The organism is Mucilaginibacter jinjuensis (genome assembly GCF_028596025.1).
GTDB classification, from domain to species: domain Bacteria; phylum Bacteroidota; class Bacteroidia; order Sphingobacteriales; family Sphingobacteriaceae; genus Mucilaginibacter; species Mucilaginibacter jinjuensis.
This window is the reverse complement of sequence record NZ_CP117167.1, coordinates 2,911,475-2,928,732: the sequence shown is the minus strand read 5'-3', so window position 1 is coordinate 2,928,732 and position 17,258 is coordinate 2,911,475. Positions and strand designations below refer to the sequence as shown.

The window sequence follows — 17,258 nt, the reverse complement described above, 5'->3', positions numbered from 1 at the left end:
GCAATTATTCAGGCGTAACCTCCAATTTGATTTTCACCACTGTACCAGCCCCCTGTTTTGATTCTATACTCATAAAGCCATTGTATAAACTTAACCGGTTTCTGATACTGCTTAACCCTGAGCCCGACGCAATATCTTCGGGCTTAACCACATCGAACCCTTTGCCGTTATCTGAAATGAAAAGTTCTATCGATTTACTTTTTTTTACTTCCAGGGTTATAAGGCTCGCTCCTGAATGCTTCATGGCATTATTAACCAGTTCCTGCAATATGCGGAATATATTTGCCTCCAGCGGTAAAGTTAAACGCTCGTTCAACCGATTCAGCTTGGTTTTGATTAGCATCTTTGGCGTGGAAAGCCGCTTGGCCATTTCTTCAATGGTAGCCTTCAAGCCAAAATCATTGAGAATTGCCGGAGCCAGTTCAAAAGAAATATTACGTGTTTCCAGTACAGCCATATCAAGCATTTCGTAAACATTCCGCATTACCTCTGCAGGGTCTTCTGCATCAAAAAGTGTGTTCAGTTTAATCCTTATACCATACAATAATTGGCTAACACTATCATGCAGGGCGTCACTTATCCGCGCACGTTCACTTTCTTCTGCATGTATGGTTGCCAGCGCTATATTTCTTTGCTGATCGTGTTTTAAATGAACAGCTTCTTCTTCCATTTTCTTCTTTGCTGTAATATCCATCATAATACCAACAAACCTGTTAGGATGCCCTGGTTCTGTTATTACGTACCCTCGTATACTCGCAAAACAAGTATGCCCACTTTGATTATCGAAGCGGCAAACAAGGTCTATTGAATTTTGATTATTAAGGGCAATCCGAAATTGGTGATCAACCTCCGCCCGATCATCCGGATGGATTAAATTAATGAATGTTTGGTAACGCCCGTCGAATTTTCCACCAGGGATGGCACAGGTCTGGTAATTAAATTCATCCAGATAAAACTTCATGGTATCCAGCTCCAACTCCCAGGTACCGGATGATGACGCTTCCAGGGCAAGTTCCAGGCGCTCTTTTGTTTTCGCCAAAACCTTTTCGGCTTGTACCCTTTCTGTAATATCCATCACGGCAACATCGCATTGCAATGGTAAGTAGTTGCGCACCGGGGTTACAGCAATAGCCTCCATCTGCACATAAAATTCCCGTCCTTTACGTGATCTCATTTTAAGCTGGCATCTTTGTTTCTTTCCGCTACTCAGCATTTCGCGAAAAAAAACATGGTAGGCATCCATATATTCTACCGACACAAAACTTTGCAGCCTAGTGTTTATAATATTGCTCTTCCCGGTTTCGAACAAAGCTATCCCGGCATTATTGACTTCATTAATTAAACCAGCCTTATCAAGGATATAATAGCCTATGGGTGCTAAATCATAAATGCCGGAAAATTTAATCTGCTGTAGTTCGAGCTTTTCATTTACGATACGGAGCTCATCGTTTTGCATCTCCAGCTCTGCCTGGTGCAAATGCAATTCTTCAAGCGCTTTTTGCAGGCGCAGTTCGTTATGCGATGCCGCAACCATTTCCATAACTGTGGGCGACACGTTTATTGTTTTTAGTTCTTCATTCTCCGTTTTGAATTTCATTGATCCTTAAAACAATTAAAAGTGTGGTTTCGGTCTGTTCGAAAAAAGGCCGGGCATCAAGTAGATAGGTTCTTACCTGTTTCCCTTTAATGGTTATGGTAGTCGTAACTTGTTTTCGTTCAGCCAGGCATTGTTTTAACAACAGTGCAGGCGTTTCTGTTTTCCATTGTTTTTTAAGGAAATCTCCGGCTTTCTGGTTAAGCAATTCATGCTCCCCTAAATCAAACAGTTTTAAAGAAGCGGTATTAGCGCTCGAAATAGTAAATTCATTATTTAGCAGTAGCGTAGCCTGCGGTATTTCATCCAGAATTGAAGAAGAATAATCTTTTAACACATGCAATTTCGATTGCATTTGTTTAAAATCGGTGATCAGGGTCATGGTTAATACCGCACCCGATATATAGTTATCCAAAGTGCGGTATGGCATAATCCGCATGCGGTACCATTCGTTATTTTTTGTGCGGATGTCTGAAACCTTAATAGTCAGCTTATCAATTACTTGCCTGATGTCATCTTCATTAATTGGTTTTTCGAAATTAGATACCACATGGCTGATCGGCCTCCCTATATCACTGGCTATGAGATTAAACAATTGACGGATTTGCGGGGTGTACCGTAAAATATTCAAGTCATTATCCAGGAACAACGTGCAAACCTCGGTAGAATCCAACAGGTTTTTCATGTCATTATTCAGCCGGGTAAGCTCTTCTGCCTTGGCCTGGTATTGCGTATTTACAGTCATCAGCTCCTCATTAAGCGACTGCATTTCCTCTTTAGTAGTCAGCGATTCTTCGTTGGTACTTTGCAGCTCTTCGTTAGTACTTTGTAATTCTTCATTACTTAACCTCAGCCTTTCTAACGAACGTTCCATCTCCTCAACAGTAGTGGTTAATTGCTGCTTGGTATAAACCAGTTCTTTTTTAAGTTCTTCAGCAATTACGTTACCATCAGTTGTTATACTCTGCTTAGACTTACTTTTGTTAGAATTTACTACTCCGTGATCATCAAATACGATCATAACCCACGGCTGTGCATCAACCTCCTTTATGGCGGTAGCTTTAATATTGATCAGGTGCGATCGTTTATCAACCTTTAATAATATGTTTTCAATAAATACAATCTCATTACTCTTAAGTGCCTGCTGTATGCTATTAGATAACGCGTACTTTAGTTCTTCTTTAGCCAGCTTTAAAACGTTATTAACTACGGTTTCACCTCGGGGCAATTCCAGGTATTTGCCGGTATTGCCATTATTATATAAAATATCCCCTTTTTCGTTTACAAGAACTGATGGTGGTAAAAACTTGTCGATTAATACCCGGTTAAAAATATCTGTGACTGATCGTTTTTGTTTTGGCAGGGTCACTTCATTTGGTTTTAAGGTGTGTAAAGGTTGTTGGGCAGAATGGAATGGGAAATCAATCATGTTGCCTAACATAATATTGCCTTCGAGCCTGCTGAATAATTTCCATTTAGGGTCGATAGATCTGAACATATCGGTAAAACCACCAATTGTTTCTGCTGGCCCCATAAACATAACTCCATTTGGATTGAGCGCATAGTAGAAAAGCGGAATAATTTTTTTCTGCAATTCGGGTGTGAAGTAAATGAGCATGTTACGGCAACAAAGCAGGTCCAGTTTGATAAAAGGCGGGTCTTTAATCAAGTTTTGTTGCGCAAATACAATAATATCCCTTAACTCCTTTTTTACCCGGTACCGGTCATCTTCTTTAGAAAAAAAGCGCGCCAACCGTTCGGGCGAAACCTCGGCGACAATATTTTCATGATAAAGGCCTAAACGTGCGTGTTAAGTGCTTCGGCATCCAGATCTGTAGCGTATACCTGTATCTTAGGGCCAATTTTTTGTTTAAGTTCGTTTACAGCTTCTACCAGGAGCACAGCCACCGAATATGCTTCTTCGCCAGTAGAACAGCCTGCCACCCAAACCCTAAATGGCTCGTCGGCTTTTTTATGTTTGAGCAGCTCTTTTAAAATATGCTTTAAGGATTCAAAAGCAGCCGCATCCCTAAAAAATTTGGTTACGCCGATCAGTAATTCATTAAACAGATTCCCGGTTTCCTCGGGGTTATCTTTAATATAGTTGGCGTATTGTGCATAGTCTGTAAACTGGTGATAAGCTATGCGGCGGTCGATACGGCGCGTAATGGTACTTTTTTTATACAGCGCAAAATCATTGCCTGTATGTGTACGCAACAACATCAATATTTTTTGAATAGCTGTGCTGTTCTTTACAGAAATTTTATCCTCGTCAGTTGGTTCATCAGCAATGATGGGATGGCTCAGATACTGAATAATCTTTAGCGGCATTTCTTCGGGCGCCAGCACATAGTCAACCAAATTTGTGCCTATTGCAGCTAAGGGCATGCTATTATAGTCTGCCGTGTCGGGGTCTTGAGCAATTGTCAATCCAAGATTTTCCTTAATCATCCTAATACCGGTTTCGCCATCGGCCCCCATTCCGGAAAGAATAACCGCTACCGACCGGTTCCACTAGTCATTGGCCAGGCTTTGGAAAAAATAATCGATAGGCTGGCGGACGCCTTCGGGTTTTGATGCGTTGAGCAACAACAGCTTGCGGTTATGTATCCCCATATCTTTATTGGATGGGATGATATAAACATGGTCTGGCTCAATGATTATCCCATCGGTAGCCTCAACTACGGGAATTGTGGTGTAACGCTGCATTACCTCAGAAAGCTGGCTTTTGTGCAGCGGGTCAAGATGCATGATGATCACAATAGCCATCCCGCTATCCGTCGGCATGTTTGCAAAAAATTTCTCATAAGCCGGGAATGACCCTGCAGAACCACCAATTGCTATTATCGGAAATGATTTAGGTTTGGCCTTTCGTCCAGCTCCTCCTGGTTTCTTTTTTGCAGCTATTTCAGGTGGAGTCCCTTTTCTCGACTTGATCATTGGGGGTTAGATGATTTGGTTAAAGGTTAAAGGTAATTATATTCAATTATAATTAAGCCATACTAAGCTAACACCCGATAGTTTATCGTGGCATATCGCTGATAGTGGCCTTATCGTCTGCTAATAAAATTGCCCTGATGCGGTCTATATGCACCTGAGATAAGGCTGCGCGTTCTGCAGCAGAACGTGAAGCTGAACCCGTTTGCTCTTTGGCCAGTGTGGTCAGCAAGTTTCGCCTTTCTTCGAACATGCGCAGGGCCACCCACATGGTTTCTTCTATTTTATTAGTCTGCTCGGCCAGTAAAGCAGCTGCCGTGTAGGCATGCCCGGTATGGCACCTGTACCGCAAAAATGACCCCTCTTTAATTTTCCATAAAACACCTCCACATCCGGGGCAGTTAAACGGCACCTGTTCGCCCAGCGCATTTACCGAAGCGAGGTCACTTAATACGCGCTCGGCAATTTTGGCCTCCCGTTGGATATCTGTCGGAATTTTGATTTGCTTTTTATTAGGGTTCGCCATTAACTTGACTAATACACCGCCCATTGCTGCGATGGGCAGGCAATAATCCGCATCCACCTGGTTTAAGGCATTTTGAGGCATATCCGGGTATTCCGCATCATCAGGGTCCTGAATAATGCAGGTGCCGCCACAACGCCGGATGGCAATCATTCCTGCCGTCCCATCATCCAAATATCCGGTTAGTATAATACCGATAACACGGTTACAAAATGCTACCGCCGCAGAACGAAATAAAGGATCGATGGCAGGGCGAGACCGATTTTCCTGCGCGCCTTTAGTAACCTGTACCCGCCCATTCTTTACCACCATTAAATGGTGATCAGACGGCGCGAGGTAAATGTGCCCGCTTTGTAACAACTCATCATGTACCGCATGCACACATTTAAGCTTACTGCTTTTATTCAACTCATGTAACAGTGCATCTCCGGAGGCATCTCCAGATATATGTTGCACTAAAAGTATAGGTGCAGGAAAATCGGCCGATAATTGTTGCAATAACTTAATGGATGCGCTCATACCACCTGCAGAAGTTCCGACAACAACTACTTTACCGGTTGCAGGCTTAAAAGCTCCTGACTTAACGTTCATTTCTCATTTTATATTTATAACTCAGGCCCGCTCTTAACCATGTTTATAATTGATTTCATAATCTGCTTTAACAGGCATAACTCTTTCAACATTGCTGCTTTTACCTAACAGTATAAATTTGTCGGCCACTACTTCTGTGATATATTTTTTTATCCCGGTCTTTTCTTCAAAATGGTGGGTCTTTATCTTTCCTTCTAAATAAACAAGTTCCCCCTTTTTAAGAACCTCTGCTGCGCTTTCTGCTGTACCACGCCACATTACAATATTGTGCCATTCTATATGCTCGGTTTTTACGCCATTTTTCGCCCAATACTCCGTGGTCGCTAATGGAAAGCTTACAACGGCTACATTACACTCGATGTATCGCAGTTCGGGGTCTTTACCCAGGTGGCCAACTAACATAACTTTATTAATGCAGGAGGTATTCATAACAACAATGGTTAATTATGGACTATTTAATTAATATATTTCGCTGTAATTTGGGTGAATAAGGAGCGGTCGGCTTTAGATTCATCAAAATTTTCCTGGAGTAATTGTTTAATTTGTTTGCTATGCATTTTATCAGCTGCCATTAATAGAATGTGAAAGGATGCAACCTCTATGCTTTCAACCAGCGACAGGTAGAAAAGTATAGATAAATCCCGCAAAACCAAGTCATCAACTTGCTGGTAGTTTGCTGCGAATCCATTTTCCAAAAAATCGATTAATTCATCATGTTTTTCAATAGAAGGCTTCTCATCCAATAGCACAAATACTTCATCCATTCGGGCAATTTGCCTGTCAATATCTTCCATTGTTTCGATAATGGCATACCTCAGATCACGAAATTGTGCTTGATCTGCGAGTTCCGGTAATCTTTCAACCAAGTGTGCTTTGGCACAGTATATCCTGTTAAGGTGACTTATAAAAAAGTCTCTTAATTGTTGCGGCTCAAGGGTTAAGCCGGATGATTGCGTATTTTGATTAGGATCATTCATAAATAGATTTTTTAAGAGGCGTGAAAATTCTTTTTTATTTAACCAATGATGCTGTGTTGGTATCAATTCGTGGTACCATTTTATGAGGAAGATAATATCGCTCATAAAACTGTTTCTTATTATCCCTGTAAGTGCTAACCGCGCCCAGATGATTCATTAACTTAATGTAGTACCAGGCAAGATCTATCTGGTACGGTTTGAAGCCGCTACGGGCACTCTTAGGATACAAATGATGGTTATTATGCCATTCACCGGCAACTATGCCCGGCCAAAGCTGATTGATGGATTTATCATTTTGATTATAATCTATTCCCTCACGTTGTTTGTCCTTTCCTTTGGCATGCCCGTCATAATTGAACGTTCGCACACCTACGGCCCAAAATCCGGCGGCGCCGAATAAACTACAGGCTAAAGGGTTTCCTCCAAGTAAGTAAAACGCGCCATACCAGAAACACCAGTTTAATATCCACGATAAAATAGCGCGGTATGGGTTAACATAAGAACCCCATTTTTGGTATTGGACATAAGTATTGGCAGTAACACCGGTATGTTTCATCAATAGTTTAACTCTATTGTAGTCCCCTTCGCTTAAGTTTTTGGCTATAGGTTGATGATTAACATCCGCCAAAAAACAATAAAGAAAGCCAGCTTGCGCATTGTAAGGATCGCCGGGTTGGTCGGATTTTGAATGGTGTACGTGATGGGAGATCACATAAATTTCCTCCGGAATAACATTAATGGTTAGGTTTTGGGTGATGAAGCGCCAAAAAATATTTTTAAACTTATAAGCCCCATGTGTACAATAACGATGGTGCCAGATGGTACCATGCGTACCCATGATAACCATTCCGTAAATAAAAGCGGCAAGTATTGTCCACCAGCTTAAATAATGGATAATAAAAAACACAAAAAATACAGCCAGACACGCAACTTTTAACCAGCTAAAAAATGGAAGCCAGTTTTTGCGGGACTTCAATATGTTTAGCCGTGAAAAAAATTCCTTAAAAATTTGGCTGTTAGTTGGCCTAACCAGTTCCCCATCTTCATCTTTCCATCCATAGGAAGGGCGTTGTAATACATTATCTAAAAAAGGCATTCTAAGTTTTTTGGTGACGGAGGAAATAATCCAGTCTTTCCTGCTTACAACAAAATTACTCGAAGGGATTTTTACATCGTTGTGTAAACACACCTCTGCGGTTAGGATTATTACTTGATAATTAAATGAAGTAATGCAATGGGGTATGGTAAATGTTATTAGTTACAAACAAATAACATTAATAAAGAGGAATAAGGAAATGTGAAAACACAATACGGACATAAACAATTCTTAATGCCCCGCAAGGGGCCGCCCGCGATTTAGCTGTATATTAGGCGTTACAACTTTATAATAATACCTGCCTGACAATCCGCAACTTCTCGCTCTGCTTCTTCCCAAGTATCAAAAATCATATTGTTACCATCGATATCTGTTACAATTGCGGCGACCTGAAAAACGCTGTTGGAAAAACCGTGAGCGTGCAGGGCAAAGTCTATGGCAGTAAAGATATCGGCAGCATGGTACTGGTGAACCTGGGTGCAGCTTATCCGAACCAATTACTGACGGTTGTACTGAAAGGCAAAGCTAAAGATCTAGGTAGCCAGTTGGATAATAAAACCATTAAACGTTATTGTATGAACTTTGTATCCCTTGATTTTAACCAGCTAAACAATAGCCATTAAGCAAATTCATAGAATCACAAAGATAATAAATGCTGTTTAGCCTTAATTTCGTCTTTTTCCAGGGTTTGGTATATCGATCTAAGCCTTAGTTGTCACAATCGTTTTTAAAAAGCCATTGATCTTAACCTTGATCTTTTTAGATTGGGCCGAAGTAATACAATAACTGCTTACTTTACCGTTTTGCCATTTAAAACGCACCGTATAATTGCCACGTGCTTTTAATCCAATTACCTCGCCCGATGCTTTCCAGGCGTCGGGCAAAGCGGGTAATAATTCAATGAACCCAGCATGGCTTTGTAATAGCATTTCAGCTATGCCAGCTGCGCCACCAAAATTACCATCGATTTGGAAAGGGGGCCCGGCCGATAATAAATTGGCATATACTCCTCCGCCCGCTCCATAATTAATATCGGTTTTAAAGGTCGGCTTCATGATTTCTTTAAATAGTTTATAAGCGCGGTTACCATCGTGCAGCCTGGCCCAGAATAATTGCTTGTAGGCGATCGACCAGCTCGGCCCGTCATCACCGCGAACATCTAAGGTTTTTTTGCAGGCCTCAGCTAAATCAGGCGTGGCTTCCGTTGTAATTAAGGAAGCCGGGTATAAACCATAAAGGTGCGATATATGCCTGTGATGAATATCCGTCTCTTTATAATCTTCCAGCCACTCCATGATCCGGCCATCTTTGCTGATTCGGCCTGCCGGAGGTAACTGTTTAAGTTTAGTGTTGAGCGAATCGCGAAAGCCTTTATCCCCTCCCAGAATTCTGGAAGCGGCAATTACATTATTAAATAATTCACGAATGATCTGGTTATCGATAGTTGGCCCCTGACAGATGCTTGCTGTCTGGCCATCTGGCAAGTAGAAACTATTCTCTGGAGATGATGAGGGAGATGTAACCAGCCAGCCGGTTTGCTGATCATGTATCAACATACTGCTGTAAAACCTGGCTGAACCTTTTAAAATCGGGTAAATAGATTTTAAATAGTTTTTATCTTGAGAGAAGGCATAATGCTCCCATAAATTATTGCACAACCAGCCCGAACCCGATTTGGTTACGCCCCATGATGCGCTTTCACCGGGCTCTGTAAACCCCCAAATATTGGTAATCACGTGTGCTACCCAACCATCGGCATTATAATAAGCTTTAGCCGTACGCTCGCCATTTTTCAGCATACCTTTTACCAATTCGGCCAAAGGCAGATCAAGTTCCGAAAGGTTCGATACCTCTACCGGCCAGTGGTTCATTTGTACATTTACATCCAGATGGTAATCACCATTCCAGGGAGTTTGTATCTGGTTAGCCCATAAACCCTGAAGATTGGGCGGCAATAAGCCAACCCTTGTACTGCAAATGGTTAAATAACGACCTAACTGGTAAAACAAAACAGGTAAGCCGGTATCAGCATCAGGATTAGTTCGAAAATTGATCAGGCGCTCATCAGTTGGCACATTTTCGGCCTTGTTGTTATTAATAACTACGCTAACCCGGTTAAACAATTTATGAAAACCAGTTTCGTGCTGGCTCAACTCGACAGCATAAGATTTTGCCAATGCTGCATGGAGCAACTGATCAACTTTTTGCCTATAACCTGGATTATTAAAATTGGTGGCCGTAGAAATATAAATAATTGCTTCGGAAGCACCTTCTATAACAAGCTTATTGCCATTGACAGTTACTCTCCCATCTTTTACACTGGCCTTAACTTTTGCCAGATATTTCATCCCTCCCGTTTTTGTACCGCCCGGCAGCTGTCCATCCATTTCGATGATATGGTCAGAAGCTGTGGTCTTAGATCTTTCAGCCCTGGAAAGATCAATGGTGAAATTCAGCTGATGTAATTGATCGGCCGATAGCTTCACTATACTAACATCATCGCCAAAACTGGTCAAATATTCTCGTTTATAGATTATGTTGCCCACTTTAAAGGAACATCTGGCAATAGCATCGTTTAAAGACAATTCGCGATGGTAAGCTGTAAACTTTGGCTGGGCAGACTGTCCGTTATATTTAAAGTTAAGTGCAAGATTTCCTAATACCTGATAACAGCCAAAGGGTACTCCGCCCGAGCCTACACCTTTACAAATAAATTTCTGATCAACCAGTGCCTGTGCTTCGTTATTTTTTCCATCTGCAATTAGCTTGCGTATCTCTGGTAAGCTTTTATAAGCTTCATAATTATTGGCATCCTGCGGTGCGCCAGACCAAAGCGTAATATCATTCAGTACAATATTTTCCTGAACTACTCCCCCATCCGGCATCAAACCCAAGCGGCCGTTGCCTAACGGAACAGTTTCTTCCCAGCGAAGTGCAGGCTTATTATACCATAGCTTTAATTGCCGTGTTTGTGCATTAATGAAATGTCCATTTAAGAGGCAAATAATTGTTAGTTGCATGCATCTTTTTAAATTTAGTCCATGCATAATTTTATAATTAATGATCATTACTGGATCTGTAAAGCAGGTATTAAAAATGGTTATAAATGGTAAATAAAATTACCTGCACAATAGAAGTATAAAAATGGATTAATCTCCAAATTGGATGGATTATCTTATATCAGTATCAGTCAAATAGAACACTATGATAACTTACAATCAACTATTAATCATTATAGATAAATCAATTCAATAAAAATGTCACAACTAATATTTAGTTATTCTTAAAGAAATATACAATCCGGCAGGCATTCCCTTTACTGTCTTTGTTTTTAGAATTATCTATTGTTATTTTAAGTCTATGATCTCCGGGTTTTAACCCGTTACCTAATAGCACATACCATGGTAAGTGCAGCCAGTTGCTCCATTCGGTATATAAGTCCGTATGTTTCGTTTCAGCACCATCTATGCTATAAATGATTGTCCCGGCATCTGGACCAGAAAGTACAGCGATACCTATTGCATTTCCGCTAAACGGCAATATTAAGCTCGCACCTGGCTCTTCAGCACTCAAAACAGGTATATCAACAAAACCGTCTCGTGTACCTACGTTGTCTACAGGTTTCCAGTGCTTGTCTATTCGCCAACCGGCAACATGTTCAGCATTTTTAATATCGTAGTAGCTACCATTAGTAAAGCTGTATGTGTTAAGCTGATGTGGAAGACTATAAATTTTATTGCTTCCTTGAGCCTTTTCTTTAAAGCAGTCTTCTAAAAGAGATCTGATAGATACAAAATATAATTCCTGTCCAAATGGCGCGGGATGGAGATCTTTAAAATCATCCTGCCAGTTAAATTCATGGGCTAATAGTTTATCATATATTTCTTTCGCCAGGTTGATGGATGGCAGCTGATAATGCTCGGCAATTAATTCGTGATTGGCGATTTCAGCCGGTATTATTCCAATATTATAATCGTGTGTTTTGTTCGGGTCGGCAAATTCCATCAATACAATATCCATGGCCGGATTACTTCCTTTTGCATGGCGTACAATGCCCTCTAAATCCCTTATTTGTGTAAGGCTATCTGTTTTATTAACCCTGTCATTAACAGCAGCCTCGATAAACAGTAGATCTACCTTCCCAGAATCAAGCACATCACGTTGCAAACGAAAAGCGTGTGGCAGGCTACCTAATGATGGTATTCCGGCTATTATGAATTTAAATTTTGTTTCAGGAAATTGCGCACGCAGATAAGCACAAACTTTTTGCCGCCACCCAGGGTTAAATGTAATTGAACCTCCTAAAAATGCCACAGTTGCCTGTTTATTAGCTGTTATTTTACTATAAAAACGCCCTAAACACCCCTTACTTTATAGTAGTTGCTATATGTCAGTTGATTGTCTATCGGTTTAGCACCTATATAGATTAGTCCCGAGTTTTCATCAACATGCCTCGATTGCGCAAAAGCTGGCATGCCAGTAATAAAAAGCATAATTAATAAAAACAGAGATAACAGAACCAATTTACCGGGCATAAATAACCAATTAATTTAATCAGGCGAAGCCCGATGAGCCGGGCTTCGCTGAGCTTATTTATCGTTTAATTGTATAGCATCAGGGCTAAGATATTAGTAAAGGATTATTCCCAATCAATAACCGGGGTTCTGTTTAAGCACTCCTCCACTTAGTTGAACTTCAGTTAGCGGAATGGGAATATGTTCATTAATTCCTGCTTTAAAGTTTGGTAATAAAGCTGCAGCCCTGCCGGTTCTGATTAACTCATACCATCTACGGTGTTCACCAAGCGCAGTTTCTACACGCATTTCATGATAGATATTATCCAAAGTAACAGTACCGTAATCAGGCAAAATGGTTTGGTCGGTGTTTCCACCGCTTTTACGCGCACGATCTCTGATCTGATTAACCAAAACAGTTGCATGTGTAATATCCCCGTTATGGAAAGCGGCTTCTGCCGTCCAAAGCATCACTTGGGCAAGCTGGTAAACACGATCATTGGTTGGCCCATCGCCCGTACCACCACCATTATTGGTAGGTATTTCACTTACTTTAAGCCAGTATTTCATATTCCAGTATCCGGTTTCGCTAACTGTTGTATTGGCTACTGTACCATCTGGTAGTGATTCATTGTTTGTTATTACGGTAGCCTTAAAACGTGGATCTCCTTTTTCAAATTCATTCACCAAGCTTTGAGATGGGACTACGAAACCATATCCCCATGTATTGCGTGGCGCATCAAATAAATTGAGCAGGTTTCCGGTCCCTTTACCTGGAATATCTTCACAGTTTACTTCAAAAATTGATTCCGGCCCAAATTCTCCTGCCAAAGTCCAGTTCTTGGTTACATCAGTTGTTAAACTGTATTCGCCCGAGTTAATAATCGCATCACCAATTTGCTGCGCCTGCGCCCATTTCTTTTCCCACATATAAACTTCCAGTAATAAAGCTTGTGCAGCGCCTTTCGTTGCACGCCCAAGATCTGAAGTGGCCTGACTATTTTTATCGGGAAGGCTGTTTATAGCTGCATTAGCATCGGCTTCAATAGAAGCTAACACATCGGCCTCTGGTGATTGCGGAACATTATAATCACCATTGTCAATTGGTGATTTTATGAGCGGCACATTACCAAACAAGCGCACCAATTGCAGGTAAAAGTAACCTCTTAACCATTGCGCTTCGCCAAGAACCTGTGTCTTTAGTTTAGCATCCATGTTAATGGCGGGCACTTTTTGAAGTACCAAATTAGCCAGATAAATACCCTTAAAGTTATCACGCCATGCATTATACACATAGCCATTATCGGCTTTGGCTACAAATGTTTTCAGATCCTGGATCAAACTCTGATCAGATGCACCGCCACCACCTTTGTTGGCGTCATCAGCCATAATATCGCCGAATGATGAAGGCGAATAGCCTCCGTATGCCTGGTCTTTCATTAACCGGTAAACGTCAGTAACTGCCCTTACAGCATCGTCGCTGGTTTGGTAATAGCTTGAGGTAGATAAATGCGACGTAGGTGTTTCATCCAGAAACTTTTTACACCCGGTAAAACTGGTAAGTAAAATAACCGCAAATAATATTTTCGAATTTTTCATTGTCGTATTTTAGAATTAAACACCGATTAAAAAGATACATTAGCGCCTGCTGTAACTGTCCGGCTTTGCGGATAGATGCCCTGGTCAACACCCAGATCAAGCGTACCTCCGTTACCATTAACTCCCGTACCAATTTCCGGATCATAGCCTTTGTACTTAGTGAAAGTGAGCAGATTTTGCGCCGAACAATAGATACGAATTGATTTGATACCAATTTTACTCAACAACGTGTGCGGAAATGTATAGCCCAGCGTAACATTTTGCAAGCGCAGGTAAGAACCGCTTTGCAAATAAAAGCTTGATAATCTTGAGTTATTGTTCGGATCACTTGCGATCAGACGCGGCTGAAAATTACTGGTACCCGGCCCAGTCCAGCGGTTAAGCGCATCTGTTTGCATGTTATAGTTTGATACAAAGAAACCGTAGGTATAGTACTCATAAGCAGCTGCAATTTTGTTACCGTAAACACCCGAAAAATAAACGTTAAGGTCGAAGTTTTTAAAGTCGGCACCTACGTTAAAGCCATAGGTAAGTTTTGGTATAGGTGACCCCAAAAAGGTTTGATCGTCCTGGTTAATTACGCCGTCTCCATTCAGATCTTTAAACCTAATATCGCCAGGCCCGGTACCTGTTTGTTGTTTGGCGTGATTAGCAACATCCTGTGCCGTTTGAAAAATACCATCAGCAACATATCCATAGAAAGAAGCTGCAGAATGGCCTACTTCTGTAAGTTCGAAATTACCGGGTTTAAAACCACCGCTGTAGATCTTTTCACCATCTTGCAATAAGTCTAGAACCTTATTTTTGATGGTCGCAAAATGGACACCTGCATTCAACTTTAAATCTCTGTTGATTTGTTGATTATAGTCGGCCGAAAATTCAACACCACTGTTCTGCATGGAGCCTGCATTTTCACGCGGGCTCTGGGTAAACCCAGACTCTGAAAGGATGTTGAGGCTTAGCAGCATATCCTTAGTAGTCTTCTTATAATAATCGAAAGATCCGCTTAAACGACCATTAAATAATTGGTAGTCAAATCCTGCGTTCCATTGTTTATCTTGCTCCCATTTTAAGTTAGGATTTGGCAAGCCTCCAGGTTCAGATGTTGGTACTGCAGTTGCAGGGTTACCTAATGCATAATAATTATTATAAATAACTGCCGAATAATCATAGTAACCAACCGGTGCCTGGTTACCTACAATGCCCCAGCTTCCGCGAAATTTCAAGTAAGTAAGTGCATTGTTTTTAGGGAAAAATGATTCATTCGTCACATTCCAGCCTGCAGCTACTGAAGGGAAATTACCATAACGGTCGTTTGTTCCAAATTTCGATGAGCCATCGCGGCGGATGGTTGCAGTTAAATAATAAGTGCCTTTATAATTGTAATTTAACCTGCCAATGTATGAGAGTAAATCCCATTGCTGCTGGCTACCGCCTACCTGTTGGTTACTGATCCCGGCATCCAGGTATTGCAGGTAAGGATCATTACCTGGTTGGCCCTGGTCGTAACCGTGAATATAATTATAGGTAAAACGCTCCATAGAAACGCCAGCCAATACGGTAAAGTGGTGATCTTTATGAATATTGAAATCGTAAGTAGCGGTGTTATCCCAGGTCCAGTTTGTTGCGTTATCCTTTTGCTCATAAACACTTGGGTTAGTGTTTCTGAAATTTGGCGCTACATCATAAGTAGGTGTAAACTGTTTATCATCCGAAAACTTAAGGTCTGTGCTGTATGATGTTTTTAAAGTTAATCCCTTGATAGGCTTGTACTGCAAATAAGTATTAGCTAATAGCCCCCAAACATTATAGGGATGGTTATCAACCAAATAATTGATCGTAGCCAGCGGGTTAATGATATCAGAAAACTTTGTAGCTGAATAGTTACCATTGGGTAGTTTTACAGGGATAGTTGGATCCTCTGCAAAAGAGGCATTAACCAGGTTGCCATTATTTTCCACATTAGAATTGGTGGTTTTATTGATGGCAAAACTTTCACCAAACTCCAGGTTAGGTTTAAGGTTAAAAGTAAGATTATTAGATACATTCAGGCGTTTATAGTACGAGCCCTGCATAATACCGGTTTGATCCAGATTACCTCCGGCCACACGGTAGGTCATTTTATCGCTGCCGCCACTTACTGCTACACTGTAATTGTGCGCATAACCAGTCCTGAAAAGTTCTTTCTGCCAGTCTGTAGTTTGCGTGTATTGTGATGGATCGCCAAACGGATTACTTTGCCCGGCATTATTATATGCCTCTGTATTTAATTTTACATAATCCTGTGCATCGAGCATATCCAGTGTTTTTCTAACATTAGAAATACCCTGATAAGTGCTTAAAGTAATTAAAGGCTGATCTTTATTACCGCGTTTGGTTTTAATTAAAATAACACCATTTGCACCTCTTGAACCGTATATGGCCTGTGCAGAAGCATCTTTCAAAATATCGATCGACTCTATATTTTCAGGGTCGACAATGTTAATATCATTAGAAGCCAAGGGGATACCATCTACCACGTAAAGCGGGTCTGAATTATTGATTGATGTAAGCCCGCGTATACGAACCTGCGGTGTTGAACCTGGTGCGCCTGAGTTTTGGATAATTTGTACGCCCGGTGTTTTTCCTTCCAATGCTATACCAATATTTGAACCTGGTTCGTCTTTCAAGGTATTTGCGCTTACCGATGAAATGGCTCCGTTTATATCGCCTTTACGCTGGGTACCATAACCAACCACCACTACTTCATTTAATGATGATGGCTGCTCGTGCAGGCTCATATCTATCTGCGATTTTCCACCGACAGACACTTCCTGGGATGCAAAACCAATAAATGAAAACACCAATATTGCATCATCCTCTGCTTTGATCGAATATTTACCATCAGCGCCGGTTACCACACCGTTGTTAGTTCCCTTAATCTTTATCGTTACGCCCGGAAGTGATTTACCTTTATCATCGGTTACTACACCAAAAATGGTAATCAGTGTTGCTTTCTGTATGGCATCCTGTGCGCGGGGCTGAACAATTACGGTATTCATATTAAGCGTATAGGTTAGCGGCTGACGATCAAAGCAAGCCTTCAATACGTCATCTAACGAGGCCTGCTGAAACGAAAAGCTTACAGTTTTAGCCATGTTCAGCATATCACTGTCATATAAAAAATTGTACCCACTTTGTTTGCGAAGTTTCTTAAAAACGTCCCTCAAAGAAGCATCCCTGACAGTCAGGTTGATCTTTTGAGCGTAAGACGCAGCGCTAACCTGAAGGAAACAAGCAGTCAGCAGGATAAATATTAGTTTCATGATCAATAGCGATTTGAACAGGACACGGCTATGCCGTATGCATATAAATGCATGAATATTTTTATACATTTGATTTAAGGTTTTTGAATAATTGGTTTCGACACGATTAATTTGAAATCCTG

12 protein-coding genes and 1 pseudogene are annotated in these 17,258 nt (G+C 41.1%); 1 reads left to right on the top strand and 12 read right to left on the bottom strand.

What is annotated here, in order from left to right; translation table 11 throughout:
- Positions 1-4 precede the first annotated feature (4 nt).
- The 8 genes and pseudogenes from PQO05_RS13185 to PQO05_RS13150 all read right to left on the bottom strand — a co-directional run bounded on the left by PQO05_RS13185 (position 5) and on the right by PQO05_RS13150 (position 7,718).
- Positions 5-1,597 (bottom strand): PAS domain-containing sensor histidine kinase, encoded by a 1,593-nt coding sequence (locus PQO05_RS13185; protein ID WP_273633383.1) that lies wholly within the window; start codon positions 1,595-1,597, stop codon positions 5-7.
- Positions 1,575-3,347, bottom strand: coding sequence for a PAS domain-containing protein (locus PQO05_RS13180; RefSeq protein WP_273633382.1), 1,773 nt, complete (start codon positions 3,345-3,347; stop codon positions 1,575-1,577). Before PQO05_RS13180 ends, PQO05_RS13185 begins: the two co-directional genes overlap by 23 nt.
- Before the next feature lie 44 nt (positions 3,348-3,391).
- On the bottom strand, positions 3,392-3,817 hold the full coding sequence (locus tag PQO05_RS13175; RefSeq protein WP_273633530.1) for a CheR family methyltransferase: 426 nt from the start codon (positions 3,815-3,817) through the stop codon (positions 3,392-3,394).
- A 156-nt stretch (positions 3,818-3,973) separates the two neighbouring features.
- Positions 3,974-4,381: pseudogene (locus PQO05_RS13170) on the bottom strand (chemotaxis protein CheB); the annotation flags it as partial.
- A gap of 235 nt (positions 4,382-4,616) precedes the next feature.
- Positions 4,617-5,645, bottom strand: coding sequence for a chemotaxis protein CheB (locus tag PQO05_RS13165; RefSeq protein ID WP_273633381.1), 1,029 nt, complete (start codon positions 5,643-5,645; stop codon positions 4,617-4,619).
- Positions 5,646-5,678: 33 nt separating this feature from the next.
- Positions 5,679-6,074: a single-stranded DNA-binding protein gene (locus tag PQO05_RS13160; protein WP_273633380.1), complete on the bottom strand. Its 396-nt coding sequence runs from the start codon at positions 6,072-6,074 to the stop codon at positions 5,679-5,681.
- A 26-nt stretch (positions 6,075-6,100) separates the two neighbouring features.
- Positions 6,101-6,622, bottom strand: a complete 522-nt coding sequence (locus tag PQO05_RS13155) for a DUF892 family protein (RefSeq protein ID WP_273633379.1) — start codon at positions 6,620-6,622, stop codon at positions 6,101-6,103.
- 34 nt (positions 6,623-6,656) lie between these two features.
- Positions 6,657-7,718: a fatty acid desaturase gene (locus tag PQO05_RS13150; RefSeq protein ID WP_273633378.1), complete on the bottom strand. Its 1,062-nt coding sequence runs from the start codon at positions 7,716-7,718 to the stop codon at positions 6,657-6,659.
- A 413-nt stretch (positions 7,719-8,131) separates the two neighbouring features.
- On the opposite strand from PQO05_RS13150, the gene PQO05_RS13145 reads away from it, so the two are divergent.
- Positions 8,132-8,341 carry a hypothetical protein gene (locus PQO05_RS13145; RefSeq protein WP_273633377.1) on the top strand — a complete coding sequence of 70 codons (210 nt, stop codon included), beginning with the start codon at positions 8,132-8,134 and terminating at the stop codon, positions 8,339-8,341.
- 78 nt (positions 8,342-8,419) lie between these two features.
- On the opposite strand, the gene PQO05_RS13140 is transcribed toward PQO05_RS13145, so the two are convergent.
- The 4 genes from PQO05_RS13140 to PQO05_RS13125 all read right to left on the bottom strand — a co-directional run bounded on the left by PQO05_RS13140 (position 8,420) and on the right by PQO05_RS13125 (position 17,136).
- Positions 8,420-10,738 (bottom strand): glycoside hydrolase family 95 protein, encoded by a 2,319-nt coding sequence (locus PQO05_RS13140; RefSeq protein ID WP_273633376.1) that lies wholly within the window; start codon positions 10,736-10,738, stop codon positions 8,420-8,422.
- Positions 10,739-10,991: 253 nt separating this feature from the next.
- Positions 10,992-12,032 (bottom strand): SGNH/GDSL hydrolase family protein, encoded by a 1,041-nt coding sequence (locus tag PQO05_RS13135; RefSeq protein ID WP_273633375.1) that lies wholly within the window; start codon positions 12,030-12,032, stop codon positions 10,992-10,994.
- 335 nt (positions 12,033-12,367) lie between these two features.
- Entirely contained in the window at positions 12,368-13,831 is a 1,464-nt protein-coding gene (locus tag PQO05_RS13130) for a RagB/SusD family nutrient uptake outer membrane protein (protein WP_273633374.1), read from the bottom strand.
- A gap of 26 nt (positions 13,832-13,857) precedes the next feature.
- Positions 13,858-17,136, bottom strand: coding sequence for a TonB-dependent receptor (locus PQO05_RS13125; protein ID WP_273633373.1), 3,279 nt, complete (start codon positions 17,134-17,136; stop codon positions 13,858-13,860).
- Between the last annotated feature and the right edge of the window lie 122 nt (positions 17,137-17,258).